Raw genomic sequence first — 15,803 nt, 5'->3', positions numbered from 1 at the left:
TCTATGATTAATTATCTTTGTCAGCTTTCTTTTGATCAGAAAGTGCCTGCTCTCACTTCCCAGGGATTGCAGGCAATAAAACATCCCGGATCTCGTTCCAGATCTGCTTGTTTGGTGCCAGTAGCAAACCTTCCTTGGCATAGGAATGTGACCGGTACTCTTCGCCATCAAGACAGGCGCTATACCCTCCTGCTTCCTGATGAATCAAAATTCCCGGCAGGTGGTCCCAGGGCATCAGGCGGGTAAAAAGGGCAAAGTGGGTCTCGCTACGGGATAAACGCTCATAATCAGCCCCTGCACAGCGCAATGTTTTGACCACATTCAGCTGATCGCGATTTCTCTGCACTGTTTTGGCCAGAAGAGGATCACTGTTTTCGGACCCATGTAATGTGCCGATACAGTCAGATGAACTCAGGGGGAAAGGTTTACTCAAGACCAGAGGCCGTCCATCAAGTCGAGCCCCCTCTCCTTTTTGCGCCTCCAGCAGAATTTGCCTTACCGGATCGTAAATCCAGGCGCCAATGGTTTCTCCTTGGTATAGCAAGGCCAGCATGGTTCGAAAAGTTTCGCTGCCTCTGGCAAAATTATTGGTTCCATCGATCGGGTCAATGACCCACACCAGTTTTTCATCAGGCAAGCCGTTTAGAAGATCTGGTCGCTCTGCAACCTTTTCTTCGCCAATTACATAGCTGCCGGGAAAGAGATCCAGCAACAGGCGAGACAGATGCTTTTCCGTTTCCAGATCCGCAATGGTCACTGTTTCGCCACCTTTTTTCTGTAATACTTCCCCCTGCGCCAAATTGCGAAAGCGGGGCATGATTTCAGTTTCGGCGACACTTCTTAGAAAAGACGGGATCTGATCAAGTTTTATGGACATCTGCCTCTTCTATGGAAAATGTAATGCCATGTCAAAGGATGGCGATATCCTTTTGATATAAGGTAATTTTCCTGATTTTTTATTAACCCGCAACCCTCCTAACAATTCCAGGGGTGAAGCAGAACCTGGTCAATTGCGGCTATATGCACAGATTTTTCCTCCTCGGTCAGGAAAGAGCCTGCAATTGAATTGCGACACAGTTGTGCGATATCTTCCTTTGAAAGATCCAGTGGCTGAGCCACAGATAAAAAATTAGCCGTCATATAACCTCCAAAATAAGCAGGATCATCAGAATTAACTGTGACTTTCAAACCCGCATCCATCATCCTGCGCAAGGGGTGTTCTTTCATATCCGGGACCCCGCAGAGCTTCAGGTTGGAAAGCGGACAAACGGTAAAGGTCATTCCTGACTGGGCCAACGTTTCTGTTAGCGCCGTATCCTCGAGCGTTCTGTTTCCATGATCAAGCCGGTCAACTTTCAACAGTTCGACAGCCTCGCGGACATAAGCCGCCGGGCCTTCTTCACCAGCATGCGCAACCAGTAAAAGATCCATTTCCCGCGCCGCAGCAAAAACGCGCTGAAATTTTGAAGGCGGATGCCCAAGTTCGCTGGAATCCAACCCTACACCGATAATACGTCCATCAAACCAGGGCTCTGCTTCGCGCAGGGTCGCGAAAGCTTCCTCTTCGCTTAGGTGGCGCAGGAAAGACATGATCAGCTCTGAACTGACTCCATATTTTTCACGACCATCATCAAGGGCACGCAGAATACCGTTTGTTACCTCGGCAAAGGGAACGCCCCGGCTTGTATGGCCTTGCGGATCGTAGAATACCTCAGCATGAACCACTCCCTCACCGGATACTTTTTCCAGATATGCCATGGTGAGGGCATAGAAGTCCTCCTCCCCTTGCAAGACGTTCATGCCTTGATAATAAATATCAAGGAAATCCTGAAGGTTCGAAAAATCATAGGCTTTACGAATTTCATCAATGGTTTGATAAGGCAGCTCGATATTATTTTTTGTCGCCAATTCCATCATCAACTCAGGCTCAAGCGAGCCTTCAAGATGTAAATGGAGTTCCGCTTTTGGCAAGGCAGTAATAAATTTCTCGAGGTCGCTCATGCATCTTGTCCAATAATTCAGTTGTAATTCCTGACTAATTCTATCTTCTTACCACAAGAAAGAAAATAGAACGGGGATTGATATACCTGTTAGTGTCCACCCAAATTCACATAACACCAAGTTCACATAACAACGGTACGATCTATTCGAAAGCAACAGAATGGAAACACAAGACACAATATGCCTGTGGGCAGAAGATACCTTTGGCCCTGTAACAAATCCACAGAGCCTGGTGGCCAGAGCTTTGCAAGAAATGAAGGAATTGGCTGAGGCTATTGACAAAGAGGACCTGGAAGAAATTGGTAAGGAAACAGCTGATGTTGTGATTTTATTACATCGCCTGCTGGACCAATACCAACTTGATCTCAACCAGGAGATCGAGAAAAAGATGAAAATCAACCGTTCCCGTCAATGGATATCCAGCGGTGACGGCACAGGTAAACACATACCCAAAATCCCCAAGTGATCATTGGGTCGGTTGTAATCAATAAACTGGCGACAGAAGCTGTGTCCTGATGAAACTGCACGAACAATGTCCCCCTTCACGATAAGAAAAGTATATTAGGAAAATATACAGTTTGAACAGATCCAGAACATCCAATATGTTCACTGTATGTTCTCATTCATTTCAGACCCAAAAAAAACACGTCCACTCTTTGCATCTGTTTCGGCGGGGTTCCCCTCGCCGGCGGCAGATCATATGGAATGTGCACTGGATTTAAATGACTATCTGATTGAACGTCCAGCAGCCAGTTTCTTTGTCCGGGTAAGCGGGCATTCCATGACAGACGCCGGCATTTATGACGGGGATATTCTGGTCGTGGACCGCAGTATCAAGCCTGCACATAAACAGATTGTTCTTGCCGTGATCGAAGGGGATTTTACCGTCAAATACCTGATGGAAGAAAACAACTGCTGGGCACTTGTCCCTGCCCATAAAGACTATGAACCGATCAAGCTCACTCATCGCACGGATTGTCAGATCTGGGGGACAGCTGTGGGTGTAATCCGGCGCCTGCTTCCATGAGCAGGTCGATTTTTGCTCTGGTTGACTGCAATAATTTTTACGCCTCCTGCGAGCGACTCTTCAAACCCTGGCTCATAGGTAAACCGCTTGTTGTCCTCAGCAACAATGACGGTTGCCTTATCTCCCGCTCTGATGAAGCCAAAGCCTTGGGAATTCCCATGGGCGCACCCTATTTCAAGATCAAGCCGCTGATAGAGGCATCCGGGGTCCGGGTTTTTTCATCAAATTATCCTCTTTATGGAAATATATCCGAGCGCGTACAGGATCTGCTCGAAGAAATCTGTCCGCGGGTAGAAGCCTACTCAATTGATGAATGGTTCCTCTCCTTACCTGATTTTCCGGAAACCGCCCTGGAAACCTTTGCCAGAGACCTCCGGGTCAAAATTCTGACCTCAACAGGCATGCCTGTCTCCATTGGCATTGGAGAGAGTAAAACCCTTGCGAAACTGGCCAATTATCTGGCAAAGAAAACCTCCGAGACCGACGGTACCCTGTGTCTGACAACCTGCAACAAGAAACAGTCTGCTCTGGAGAAAACCGACCTAAAATATCTGTGGGGAATTGGCTCTGGTTCTGTTCAGAAGCTGGAAAAGCTTGAGGTACGAACCGCTCAGAATTTTTATAATCTCCCCCCGGCTTTGGTGCGAAAAGTCCTTGGAGTAACCGGCTTACGTACACATCAGGAGTTACATGGTCTTCCCTGCCTGCAACTGGAGGACTACCCAGAGGATCGAAAAAGTGTTCTAGTTTCCCGGTCTTTTGGTTCTGTCGTCACAAAACGTGAAGAGCTTGACGAGGCAGTAAGCGTTTTTTCCAAACTCGCCGCTCAAAAACTTCATCGGGGAAAAATGGTTTGCAGTACCGTCTCCGTTTTTCTACGCACCAACCGACATAAGCCGGGTGATCAACAATATCGTCCAAATATCGTCATAAGCTTGCCAACGGCCAATAGAAGCACCGGCGAGATTACCAAAGCAGCGCTCGCGGGTATCAAAGAGATATTCAAGGAAGGCTATCACTATAAAAAAGCAGGGCTTTTTCTCCTCGATCTTCAAAATGAAAAATTAGTACAGAACAGCCTCTTCTCTCCCCGGGATACAAAATCGGAAAACCTGTCTTGTGCGCTCGACCTTATCGACAGGGATTTCGGGAATGCCGCCATACACTATGGTACCCGGGACCATTACGCCTGCTGGAAGATGAATCAAAATCTACGGTCGCAGAGCTATACAACACAATGGTCAGATCTGTTACAGGTTAAGGGCTAGATATAAATGACATTGGCAGGTCTCAATTGAATTTGTCTTGAAAGCTGGCCTCCGTGCGTGCCCCGGTCAAACCTGTCGCCAAAGCTCTGCAGAAGCATGAGGAAAACATATCCCGGAAAAACATATCCCAGATACTGGAGATGCAGGTCAGGTCAATAACAGAGACCGAAATAAAGAAAGGGAAGCCAAAGCCTCCCTTTCCAATAACAAGAACGTCTGGTGTGGTTGGCTTAGAAGCCCATACCACCCATGCCGCCCATACCACCCATGCCGCCCATATCAGGCATTGCAGGAGCGCCTTTGTCTTCTGGCTTGTCAGCAACCATTGCTTCGGTTGTGATCATCAGGCCGGAAACAGAACCAGCGTCCTGAAGAGCTGTACGAACAACTTTAACCGGATCAATGATACCAGCTTTGAAGAGGTTCAGGTATTCACCAGTCTGGGCATCGAAACCGAAACCGGCTTCTGTGCTTTCAGATACTTTACCAACAACGATGGAACCTTCGTATCCAGCGTTTTCAGCGATCTGACGAATTGGAGCTTCAAGCGCACGACGAACAACGTTGATACCAACGTTCTGATCGTTGTTAGCACCTTTAAGTTCGGCAAGAGCTTTGACTGCGTTGAGCAGAGCAACACCACCACCAGCAACGATACCTTCTTCAACAGCAGCACGTGTTGCGTTCATGGCATCTTCAACGCGATCTTTGCGTTCTTTAACTTCCATTTCGGTCGCACCGCCAACGCGCAGGATTGCAACACCGCCAGCCAGTTTAGCCAGACGCTCCTGCAGTTTCTCACGGTCGTAATCAGAAGAAGTTTCTTCAGCCTGAGCACGGATCTGGTTGCAACGGCCTTCGATCTGGTCACGATCACCAGCACCATCAACAATGATGGTATCTTCTTTGGTGATGTTCACACGCTTGGCAGTACCGAGCATGTCGAGGGTAACGTTTTCCAGTTTGATGCCGAGGTCTTCAGAAACCACAGTACCACCAGTCAGGATCGCGATGTCTTCAAGCATAGCTTTACGACGATCGCCAAAACCAGGAGCCTTGACAGCAGCAATTTTCAGGCCGCCACGCAGTTTGTTAACAACCAGAGTCGCAAGAGCTTCGCCTTCAACGTCTTCTGAGATGATCAGCAGCGGACGGCTGGACTGAACAGCAGCTTCAAGAAGCGGCAGCATTGACTGAAGGTTGGAAAGTTTTTTCTCGTGCAGCAGAATGTAAGGGTTTTCCAGTTCGGCAACCATTTTCTCTGCATTGGTCACGAAGTATGGAGACAGGTAACCACGGTCAAACTGCATACCTTCAACAACGTCAAGTTCAGTTGCCAGAGATTTTGCTTCTTCAACAGTGATAACGCCTTCTTTACCAACGCGCTCCATAGCTTCAGCGATCATATCGCCGATTTCTTTTTCGCCGTTAGCAGAAATGGTACCAACCTGCGCAACTTCAGCAGTTGTAGAAATCTGCTTGGCGTTGCTTTTCAGGTGGCCAACAGCTGTTTCAACAGCCAGATCCATACCACGTTTAACGTCCATTGGGTTCATGCCAGCAGCAACAGCTTTAGCACCTTCACGAACCAGGCTCTGTGTCAGAACAGTCGCCGTTGTTGTACCGTCACCAGCAACATCGTTGGTTTTGGAAGCAACTTCGCGGACCATCTGTGCGCCCATGTTCTCGAACTTGTCAGAAAGTTCGATCTCTTTGGCAACAGAAACACCATCTTTGGTGATACGTGGTGCACCAAAAGACTTGTCGAGAACAACGTTACGGCCTTTGGGGCCGAGGGTAACTTTTACAGCGTTTGCAAGGATGTCAACGCCGCGCAGCATCTTGTCGCGTGCGTCAGTACCAAATTTTACTTCTTTAGCAGCCATAATATTCTATTCCTTAAACTCGGATCCAGATTTACTGAAGGATGCCCATAATGTCGGACTCACGCATGATCAGCAGAGTTTTGCCGCCAAGCTTGACTTCGGTGCCGGACCATTTTCCATAAAGGACGGTGTCGCCCTCTTTAACGTCGAGTGGAACAACTTTACCATCTTCGCCACGAGAGCCAGTACCAACGGCAGTTACTTTACCCTGCATTGGTTTTTCTTTTGCAGTGTCAGGAATGATGATGCCGCCGGAAGTTTTTTCTTCCTGGTCCAGTGGCTCAACTACGACACGATCGTGAAGAGGCTTAAAGTTCATGGATTAGCTCCATCCAGAGTGGGATTAAAATTGAATTTCGGACACACAGCAGCGAGAGTTTTTTTGATTGTTAGCACTCTCGCTTGATGAGTGCTAACAGCGATATAAGATGGGGGGTGACCGATGTCAACTCGGGACGTAAAAAAAATATCTCAAAAAATGGAAAACCCGGTTTATTCCTTGCCAAGATGCGGGATACGGAACTTACTTTCAAACTTGTCCATCTCGGCCTGGGAAATAGAAAGAGATATTCTCACCCCTTCTTCGTGGTGTTCCTGCTCCAGAACCTCACCATGTTCGTGAAGCCAGGATAGAGCCGCACCATTCTGATAAGAGATATCAAATTCGACAACCTGATCCTGCGTCTGCAAAATTTCGTCAATTTTGAGTAAAAGCTCTGAACAGCCCTGCCCGGTTACTGCGGAACAGAGCATCGTCAGCTCGTTGTGCTCTGCCTGAATTTCGAGAGCGATCCTGGCTTCTTCCGAAAGAAGGTCAGATTTGTTCCAGATTTCAAGCATGGAATCCTGGATTTCGGAATCCAGATCCAGTCCGGTCAGAACAGCTTTGACATCATCTTTTTGCGCCTCGGTGTCCTCATGCGACATATCCCTGACGTGAATAAGGATGTTCGCTTCACGCACCTCTTCAAGTGTTGCTCTGAAAGAAGCAATAAGTGTCGTCGGAAGTTCAGAAATAAACCCGACCGTATCCGAGAGAATAATCTCCTTGCCTGAAGGCAAAGTTACCCGTCGCATGGTCGGGTCCAGAGTGGCAAAAAGCAAATCCTGCGCAAAAACATCCGAGTTCGTCAAACGGTTAAACAGCGTGGATTTCCCTGCGTTGGTATAGCCAACAAGAGAGACCACAGGACAGGAAACCTTTTTTCGGGCCGAACGATGCAGCTCTCGGGTTTTTTTGACAAGTTCAAGATCCGCCTTCAGGCGAATGATCTTCTCGTCAATCAAACGGCGATCAATCTCGATCTGTCGCTCACCAGGCCCCCCCATGAACCCGGCACCACCACGCTGTCTTTCAAGGTGGGTCCAGGAACGAACAAGCCTTGAACGCTGATAGCTCAATTGGGCAAGGTCAACCTGCAACTTGCCCTCTTTGGTTCTGGCTCTTTCGCCAAAAATTTCCAGAATAAGACCGGTTCTGTCTATGACCTTGGCATGCCAGGCACGCTCCAGGTTTCTTTGCTGTGCAGGTGTGAGGGAGGTATCAACGATAACAACCTCGATTTCCTCTATCTTGATAAAGTCGTGAAACTTTTCAATGACACCAGAGCCCAAGAGCGTTGCAGGCTTGGGACGGGCGACAGGTACGACTTCCTGTAACCGGATATCAAGGTCAATTGCCAAGGCAAGGCCATAGGCCTCTTCAAGACGCGCCTCCGCAGATCGTGAGGATTTACGCCCCTTTTTTAGCTCGGGGTGAAGCACAATGGCGCGGACCCTTGTATCACGGTCCACGCCATCATCATTTTGCTGAGAAGCCATCTATATTTCAACCAACCCCTGATGGGTCAAGATGCGGCTCCAGCTTCTTCTTCCTTAACAGGGTCAAAGAGCTGAACTGGTGTCGCAGGCATGATTGTGGAAATTGCGTGTTTGTATACGAGTTGCGCATGCGCATCACGTCGTAGCAAAACCGAGAAGTTGTCAAACCAGGATATGATACCTTGTAATTTGACACCATTGACCAAAAAGACCGTTACCGGGACTTTGTTTTTGCGAATCGTATTCAGGAAAACATCCTGTACGTTCTGTGATTTTTCCGCGGCCATCGCGTGTAATCCCCTTTTGTTTTTTATTGGGTGTTTTTATTGGTTTGTCTTGTTAGCTTTTGGGGTCATGTCCATCAGTTAAGACAGGCATGTGAGATTCTTTAGCATTCTAGCAGGGAATTACAACCCCTCATCGTCGATCACTGAAGAAAAGGCGCCAAACCAATTCACAGGAGCAACTCTTTGAGCTCATGACAAGAAGAAACATGTTGTGATGGAGCATGCCCCAGGAACTCTCCTGCTGCCGGGGGGTGAGGCCGCAGCAGTACCGGATAACACAGGGCATTATGGGCACAGATCAGATCAATATCTGTATCCCCAACAAACCACACATCCTTGCCTGCAGAGAGACCGCTTTCTTTCAGGGCAAGTTCAACAACGTAGGGGTCAGGTTTGTCTTTTGGAGCATCTGTAGCACCAATCAACTGGCTAAAAAGACTGTCCCAGCCAAGATGTTTGACCTCTTTTCTTAAAATACGTCCCTGTTTGTTACTGACTACAGCAAGATATATTCCACGTGAGCGCGCCAGATCCAGCAACTCCTTAGCCCCGTTTAGGGGCGTCAGAACGTCCAGATGGCTTGCCTCATAGGTATGATAGAAAATTCTGGTCGCAGCTTCTGTATTTTTGCCAAAGATAGCAGGAAAACTGTCTCTTGCCGACGCCCGGACCCGGTCTTTTGCCTCATCAAGGCTCCAGGGAACCATGCCCATTTCCTGAAAAGTCACAGACAGTGCGTGATGAATAGTAACCCAGCTGTCAATCAGGGTGTTATCCCAATCAAAAATCATGGCCTTTGGTAAAATATCAGGCATCGTAACAATATATCTTTCAAATATTTTTCTGATCTGCGGTAGTGAATGTCTCTTAGATCAGAACAATCAGGCAAAAATCAGACCGGGGACGGTCAAGAACAGGAATTTCACCTAAATGACCTAGAAAAACTCCAGCTTAACAGCAAAGAGTTTTTCGATTTTCTTCACATCCTCAGCCGAAGAGAAGATCACCACCAGGTCCTGGGATCGAACAACCGTCTCTCCGCGTGGGATAATGACTTCACCATCCCGGACGATCGCACCCACAATCACGCCTGAGGGTAATTTGGCATCCCGTAGAGGCACCCCGACCAGACTTGAGGTCTCAAGTGCTTCCGCTTCAATCACCTCGCCAAAACCATCCGCGATAGTATGAACAGAGCGAATACGTCCCCGACGAACATGTTGAAGAATATTTGAGACGGTAATGCTGCGGGGATTGACAACCGTATCAATTCCCAGAGTGCTGATTAACGGTGCATAGGACGTTGTATTGATCAGTGTAACCGCTCGACGACACCCGTGTCTTTTTGCCAGCAGAGAGGTCAGGATATTGACTTCATCATCGTTGGTTACAGCAACAATGGTTTCCGTGGTCGATATATTTACTTCGTTAAGTATTTCCGCATCCAAAGAATCCCCATGTATGACTACGGTTTTCTTCAGGGAACGCGCAACAAATTCGGCACGTTTCTTATCAAGTTCAATAAGCTTTAGTTTAACCTGCGGGTGCTTTTCTTCCATGGTCTTGGCAAGATAAAGCCCGATATTCCCCCCGCCAATGATAACCACGCGCCGGGCTTCTATTTCCGAGTGCCCGAAAGCATCCATCGTCCGGTTCAGGTGTTCGTGATCCAGCACAAGATAAATATCATCTCCAGGACGCAATTCATCATCAGGCGTCGGCACAAAGCCCCGGCCCTGCCGGGATATCCCAACCACAACCACGTTGAGCGTCGGGAACAGTTCGGTCAGCTGCCGTAGCGGCGTGTGGATAATCGGCGTCTCTTCCGTACAGTGAACTCCGATCAGACTCACCTTGCCATCAGCAAGCGGATAAACATCAAAAGCCCCCGGAATTTGCAGACGGCGCTCAATCGCTTCAGCAACTTCGATCTCGGGTGAAATGATCACATCTATCGGCATATGATCCCGGGTAAAGAGATCAGACCACATCGGATCAAGATAATTCTGTTCACGAATACGGGCAATCTTGGTTGGGACATCAAAAAGCGAATGGCATATCTGACAGGCAACCATATTTACCTCGTCAGCATGGGTGACAGCGATGATCATATCAGCATCAGAGGCACCGGCTTTTTCAAGGATATTGGGATGTGAGGCAAAACCAATAACTCCCTTAACATCAAGAGAGTCCGTGATCTTGTCGATCAGGGCCGGATCACGATCAATAACAGTGATGTCGGCGTTCTCACTGGCCAGATAGCGGGCAATGTTAAACCCGACCTGGCCAGCGCCACAAATCACAACTTTCATAACGGGTTCCTAACTTCCTAGACCAGATCAGCCGCGGTCTGTCGAAATACCGAGAGTCCGGAGTTTACGATGGAGTGCGGATCGTTCCATACCAATAAAGCTGGATGTTTTCGAGATATTTCCACCAAACCTGAGTATCTGGGCTTCAAGATAACGCTTTTCAAATAGCTCACGTGCATCTCTCAAAGACAGAGACATCAGGTCTTCCTGACCTGCTTCACCCGAGCGCACAGAAGGAGAGATTGATCCGATATCAGGTGGCATCATATCAGCAGATATTGTACTGCCGCCTTCCCCTGGTGCCATGATCAGCAACCAGTCAATGACATTGCGCAGTTGACGCACGTTCCCCGGCCAGTCATAGGCCTGCAGCGACGTCATTGCATCCTGGGCCAAGGGGCGTGATGCCATACCGTTGGTCTGGGCAGCAAGATCCATAAAATATTCCACGAGCAAGGGGATATCCTCACGCCGCTCCTTTAGGGCCGGAATATTCAAAGGAACAACGTTCAGCCGGTAAAAAAGGTCTTCCCTGAATTGGCCCGCGGCAATCATGGCCTGAAGATCCTTGTTCGTCGCAGCAATGACCCTGACATCAACTTCGACCAGAACATCTCCTCCTACCCTGGAAAAAGCCTGTTCCTGCAGAACCCGAACAATCTTTCCTTGGGTTTCAAGTGGCATATCTGCCACCTCATCCAGCAAAAGCGTCCCCCCATGGGCCTGTTCAAAGGTCCCAATGTGTATAGACACTTCACCATTCTCCCCCTTGATCTCGGTACCAAAGAGTTCGCTTTCCAGCCTATCAGGGTGCATGGTGGCGCAGTTCAGGGCAACGAAGGGGCCACTTCCCCGCTTCGACTGCTGATGCAACTGGCGGGCAACAACTTCTTTTCCTGCCCCCGCAGGACCTGTGATCAGAACGCGGCTCCCTGTCGGGGCGACCTTGTCCAGAGCCTGCTGCAGGTGTTGGACCGGAACCGAGGTACCAATAAGAGACGACTGGACTGCAGCCCGCACCTTCAGCCGTTCATTCTCTCGGCGAAGGTCTGAAATTTCGAGAGCCCGATTGATGATCAAAAGCAAACGATCAGACTTGAAGGGTTTTTCAACAAAATCATACGCCCCGATTTTGATCGCACTCACCGCAGTCTCGATTGTCCCATGACCGGACATCATGATTACAGGTAAATCTCGATAGTCATGCTTGATCGCCTCAAGAATGCCGATACCATCAAGCTCAGAGTTGTTAAGCCAGATATCAAGAACAACAAGGCTGGGCTTGCGAGAATGAATTGCCTCAAGTGCGGTCTGGCTGTTGGCTGCCTCACGAACCGAATAGCCCTCGTCCTCCAGGATGCCTCTAAGGGCCATCCTGATATCTGCTTCATCATCGACGATCAGAATGTCACGTGCCATGAATTGTCTACTGCTCAGAAGTTAAAACAAGAGTGAACGAGCATTACGCTTTATCAGGGAAAATCAGTTGTACCCGGGCACCAATCACCTTGCCATTTTGATCGAAATTATCATCAAGAACAAGGTAGCCACCGTGGTCCTCCATAATTTTCTTTACAATTGCCAGCCCCAACCCTGTTCCCTTCAATCTGTTGGTAACATAAGGCTCGGTCAATTGCTCCCTGTTGCCTGCTGGAAGCCCTTTTCCGGTATCGGCGATGGTGATCGTGGTTCGGTTTTCGCTTTGGTGCAAGGTCAAAGAAATCACCGCCGAGTCATCTGCAGGATTCTCCTCTATTTTTCCTTCGATAGATTCTGCTGCATTTAACAACAGGTTCGTCAGCGCCCGATTGACCTGCTCTGGATCACACGAGTGGATAATCTCCTGATCCGGAAGATTTGTTTCATAACGAATAGAACTCTGAGAGGTATCATGGAGGAACACCGCTTCTTTCATGATCTTCGTCAGGTTGGTATCTGTCATAACCGGTACAGGCATTCTCGCAAAAGAAGAGAACTCGCTGACCATTCTGCCAATATCCGTAACATGACGTACGATCGTATCCGTGCAAAGAATGAAGGTCTCCTTGTCACTTTCAATTTCTTTCAGATACTTGCGCTTTAAACGTTCAGCCGAAAGCTGTATCGGGGTCAGCGGATTTTTGATTTCGTGCGCAATGCGCCGTGCGACATCGGACCAGGCTGCTTTTCTTTGGGCTGAAACAAGTTCGGTAATATCGTCAAAAGTAATCACAAACCCTATGATTTCAAAGTCATCCCCCAATTCGGCGACGGTCCTGACAAGAAGTGTGCGCTGATTGCCATTTTCCTGGGTATAAGGAAGATGTTTTTCCACAGGGCGCAAAGGACGATCCCGGGCTTCATTCACAAGCTCGGATACTTCAGGCATGACAGCAGAGATCGGCTTCCCGCGTAATTCCTCGATATGTTCCGCGAAAAAAGCCGAGGCAGAGCGGTTTGGCAGCGTAATAATTCCCTCTACATTCAACCCGATAACTCCTGCAGTTACCCCGCCCAAAACCGCCTCAATAAAGCGTGTTCGTTCATCAAGCTGGTTATTCGCTCTTAAAAGTTCCTGCTGTTGTCGCTGCAATTCCCCGGTCATGAGATTAAAGGTGCGGGAAAGCTTCCCGATTTCATCATCCGTTTGGCTGGATGTCACACGGGTTTCCAGATCCCCTTCTCTGACCTTTTCGGCTGCAGCGATAAGATTGCCAATTGGAACAGACAAATTATTGGAAAAAGCCAGACCAACCCAGACGGATGCCAAAAGGATCATCAGAGCCACAATCGCGAAAATCAGCGCAAAAGTCAGAACAAAGCCAGAGCGTTGTCCCTCAAGATCTGTATAGAGTGAAACCGCTCTTTTTGCTCTTTCAATATGTTTCAGGATATTGGGGTCGATCAAGCGTCCGACCAAAAGAAATGACCCATCAAACCCGCCCAGATAAACCAGGGCACGAACGCGATCATCATTGTCAGCCGAAAGAATAACCACCTCGCCATTAATGGCATTTTTTATTGCAAACTCAGGTATTTCCGGAGAAAAATTCAACATAAAACTAAAAGCAGCCTTACCTTGGACCTGGCCTGATTGGTCAAAAACAACCAGCTCTGTCAAATTAAGCTGGTTCGCCCGGTCGGTAAGAAATTCGTCAAATAACTCTTCATTCTGGGTCAGGGAGTTCAGCGATTGGCTGATATCAATAGAAACGGAAAGAGCATCTGCGGTTATTCCTTGTCGATGTTCCTGTAAATAGGCTTCAGCGACGGCATAGGACTCTTTGACGGCTGTACTTACCCTATCACTGAACCAGCCTTGCAAGCCATATTCAAAAAAGCCCACGGATACCACAGCAACAATGATCGTCGGCGTGACGGCAACAATACTGAAAAGGCCAACAAGGCGGGAATGAAGCTTTGATCCAGCAAGCCCTCTCTTGCGTTCAATCCATAAAAGAACCAGACGGCGCACAACAATCGCTATCAGTCCCATCAGGAGAATGAAATCCATTGTCAAAAGAAACAGCAGGGATTTCGGATCAATGGCTTGCGATAAATCACCTGTAAGAGCAGAAAAGGTGGTTATCCCGCTGATACTTGCACTGATCAGCAGTACAACAGCAAGTTTACGTTCCAGCCCGACACGTTTGGCCCAGACAAGCAAACGTGCCCAGAAACCAGATCGGACGACCTGAACAGTCCCAGATTCTTGTTCTGGCTTGAGTGCATGGTCCAGAGGGTTATCAGCAACCATTATCGCCCTCCTTTTATCAAGGGAACATCAAGCTCCTTGATCTTTTTACGAAGGGTATTCCTGTTCAGGCCCAACAGTTTTGATGCCTGGATCTGATTGCTGTTTGTTGCAGACAATGACAATGATATCAATGGCTTTTCGATCTCTTTTAATATTCTTTCGTAAAGTCCGCTTGAGGGGAGATCAGGATAATGGGCCGCAAAATACTCACTGAGATGCCGCTCAACAGCCTCGCCCAGAGACTCATTGAAAGCAGGTGCCATTCTCTCCGTAGTCCCTTCCCTGTTTTCAGTTTTTGAAATCAGGTTCAGTTCTGTTTCCACCACTTCTCGGGTAATGGTATCCTGGCTATAGAGTACCGTCAGTCGACGAACGATATTTTCCAGCTCCCGAACATTTCCTGTCCAGTAGTGGCTTCTTAGGGCAGCCATTCCACTTTGATCAATCACCTTGTTTGGAAGCCCTTCTTTCTCACAGAGCCGGAGAAAGTGCGACACCAGCTCAGGTACATCTTCTGATCGTTCCCGCAAGGGAGGTAATCGCAAAGGCACAACACTCAAGCGATAATAAAGGTCTTCACGGAACAGTCCCTGCTTGACCATCTGGATCAGATCCCGGTGGGTTGCGGTGATAATTCTGACATCGGCCTTTATTGCCGTCCGTCCCCCGACTGTCGTGAACTCATTTTCCTGCAACACCCGCAGGAGTCTGGTTTGGGCCTCAAGCGGCATATCCCCGATCTCATCCAGAAACAATGTGCCACCAGCAGCCTGTTCAAATTTTCCAGAGTAGCGGGATGTCGCCCCTGTGAAAGCTCCTTTTTCATGGCCAAACAGCTCACTCTCAATCAGCTCTTTGGGGATGGCTGCCATATTGATTGCAACAAACGGCCCGGATTTTCTTTTGCCATAATCATGTAATGCACGAGAGATCAGTTCCTTACCCGTACCGGATTCACCCGTGACCATCACAGTAAGATCAGTTGCCATCAGCCGGGCCATTACACGATAGATTTCCTGCATTGCGACCGATCTGCCAATCAGTGGCAAGCGTTCTTCCGGCTCCGGCGCAGGAGCTTCCGCGGGAATACTTTCCTGTGGCTCGGAAAGAGCCCGGCGAACGGTCTGGGAAAGCTCTCTCAAGTCAAATGGCTTGGGCAGATACTCAAAAGCCCCGCGTTCGGTCGCCTTGACCGCAGTGAGCAAAGTGTTTTGCGCGGACATAACAATGATGCGCAGCTCGGGTCTGATCTTTTTTATTCTGGGAATGAGATCCAGCCCGTTCTCGTCAGGCATCACCACATCGGTGATCACAAGATCCCCCTCACCCCGGGCAACCCACTGCCACAAAGAAGCTGCACTGCTTGCGGCCTGAACCCGATAGCCTTCCCGGCCAAGGGCATGGGTCAGAACCGTGCGGATTGCTTGATCATCATCAGCGATGAGAATTGTCGCCTGCTTCATAA

At 48.6% G+C, this 15,803-nt stretch carries 14 protein-coding genes; 3 read left to right on the top strand and 11 right to left on the bottom strand.

Going from position 1 to position 15,803, the window contains the following annotated elements:
• Positions 1-52: 52 nt before the first annotated feature.
• A complete protein-coding gene (locus tag O4H49_RS14935; RefSeq protein WP_269424232.1) occupies positions 53-877 on the bottom strand; it encodes an inositol monophosphatase family protein in 825 nt (274 codons plus the stop codon).
• A 98-nt stretch (positions 878-975) separates the two neighbouring features.
• Positions 976-2,001, bottom strand: a complete 1,026-nt coding sequence (locus O4H49_RS14930) for an adenosine deaminase (protein ID WP_269424231.1) — start codon at positions 1,999-2,001, stop codon at positions 976-978.
• Positions 2,002-2,161: 160 nt separating this feature from the next.
• Between O4H49_RS14930 and O4H49_RS14925 the strand changes: the two genes are divergently transcribed.
• The 3 genes from O4H49_RS14925 (at position 2,162) to O4H49_RS14915 (ending at position 4,296) form a co-directional block, all read left to right on the top strand.
• Entirely contained in the window at positions 2,162-2,467 is a 306-nt protein-coding gene (locus tag O4H49_RS14925; RefSeq protein ID WP_269424230.1) for a MazG nucleotide pyrophosphohydrolase domain-containing protein, read from the top strand.
• Between the two features lie 147 nt (positions 2,468-2,614).
• Positions 2,615-3,028 carry a LexA family protein gene (locus O4H49_RS14920; protein ID WP_269424229.1) on the top strand — a complete coding sequence of 138 codons (414 nt, stop codon included), beginning with the start codon at positions 2,615-2,617 and terminating at the stop codon, positions 3,026-3,028.
• Positions 3,025-4,296 carry a Y-family DNA polymerase gene (locus tag O4H49_RS14915; RefSeq protein ID WP_269424228.1) on the top strand — a complete coding sequence of 424 codons (1,272 nt, stop codon included), beginning with the start codon at positions 3,025-3,027 and terminating at the stop codon, positions 4,294-4,296. The genes O4H49_RS14920 and O4H49_RS14915 overlap by 4 nt, the downstream gene beginning before the upstream one ends.
• A gap of 230 nt (positions 4,297-4,526) precedes the next feature.
• Here O4H49_RS14915 and groL read toward each other — a convergent pair whose 3' ends face one another.
• The 9 genes from groL to ntrC all read right to left on the bottom strand — a co-directional run bounded on the left by groL (position 4,527) and on the right by ntrC (position 15,801).
• On the bottom strand, positions 4,527-6,182 hold the full coding sequence (gene groL, locus O4H49_RS14910; RefSeq protein ID WP_269424227.1) for a chaperonin GroEL: 1,656 nt from the start codon (positions 6,180-6,182) through the stop codon (positions 4,527-4,529).
• Positions 6,183-6,213: 31 nt separating this feature from the next.
• Positions 6,214-6,501 (bottom strand): co-chaperone GroES, encoded by a 288-nt coding sequence (gene groES / locus O4H49_RS14905; protein ID WP_020593745.1) that lies wholly within the window; start codon positions 6,499-6,501, stop codon positions 6,214-6,216.
• Positions 6,502-6,674: 173 nt separating this feature from the next.
• Positions 6,675-8,003 carry a GTPase HflX gene (hflX, locus tag O4H49_RS14900; RefSeq protein WP_269424226.1) on the bottom strand — a complete coding sequence of 443 codons (1,329 nt, stop codon included), beginning with the start codon at positions 8,001-8,003 and terminating at the stop codon, positions 6,675-6,677.
• 26 nt (positions 8,004-8,029) lie between these two features.
• Entirely contained in the window at positions 8,030-8,290 is a 261-nt protein-coding gene (hfq, locus tag O4H49_RS14895) for an RNA chaperone Hfq (protein ID WP_020593743.1), read from the bottom strand.
• A gap of 167 nt (positions 8,291-8,457) precedes the next feature.
• A complete protein-coding gene (locus O4H49_RS14890; protein ID WP_269424225.1) occupies positions 8,458-9,105 on the bottom strand; it encodes an HAD family hydrolase in 648 nt (215 codons plus the stop codon).
• A gap of 120 nt (positions 9,106-9,225) precedes the next feature.
• Positions 9,226-10,602 carry a Trk system potassium transporter TrkA gene (trkA, locus tag O4H49_RS14885; RefSeq protein WP_269424224.1) on the bottom strand — a complete coding sequence of 459 codons (1,377 nt, stop codon included), beginning with the start codon at positions 10,600-10,602 and terminating at the stop codon, positions 9,226-9,228.
• Positions 10,603-10,629: 27 nt separating this feature from the next.
• The gene (locus O4H49_RS14880; protein WP_269424223.1) at positions 10,630-12,021 is read right to left on the bottom strand and encodes a sigma-54-dependent transcriptional regulator; all 1,392 of its coding nucleotides are present in this window, start codon (positions 12,019-12,021) and stop codon (positions 10,630-10,632) included.
• Positions 12,022-12,064: 43 nt separating this feature from the next.
• Complete coding sequence (locus O4H49_RS14875) at positions 12,065-14,338, bottom strand: sensor histidine kinase NtrY-like (protein WP_269424222.1); 2,274 nt, start codon at positions 14,336-14,338, stop codon at positions 12,065-12,067.
• A complete protein-coding gene (gene ntrC / locus O4H49_RS14870; protein WP_269424221.1) occupies positions 14,338-15,801 on the bottom strand; it encodes a nitrogen regulation protein NR(I) in 1,464 nt (487 codons plus the stop codon). Before ntrC ends, O4H49_RS14875 begins: the two co-directional genes overlap by 1 nt.
• Positions 15,802-15,803: the final 2 nt, after the last annotated feature.

The organism is Kiloniella laminariae (assembly GCF_027214005.1).
In the GTDB taxonomy this organism is placed as follows: Bacteria; Pseudomonadota; Alphaproteobacteria; order Kiloniellales; family Kiloniellaceae; genus Kiloniella; species Kiloniella laminariae_A.
The sequence above is the reverse complement of the archived record's forward strand: the minus strand, read 5'-3'. Positions and strand labels throughout refer to the sequence as shown.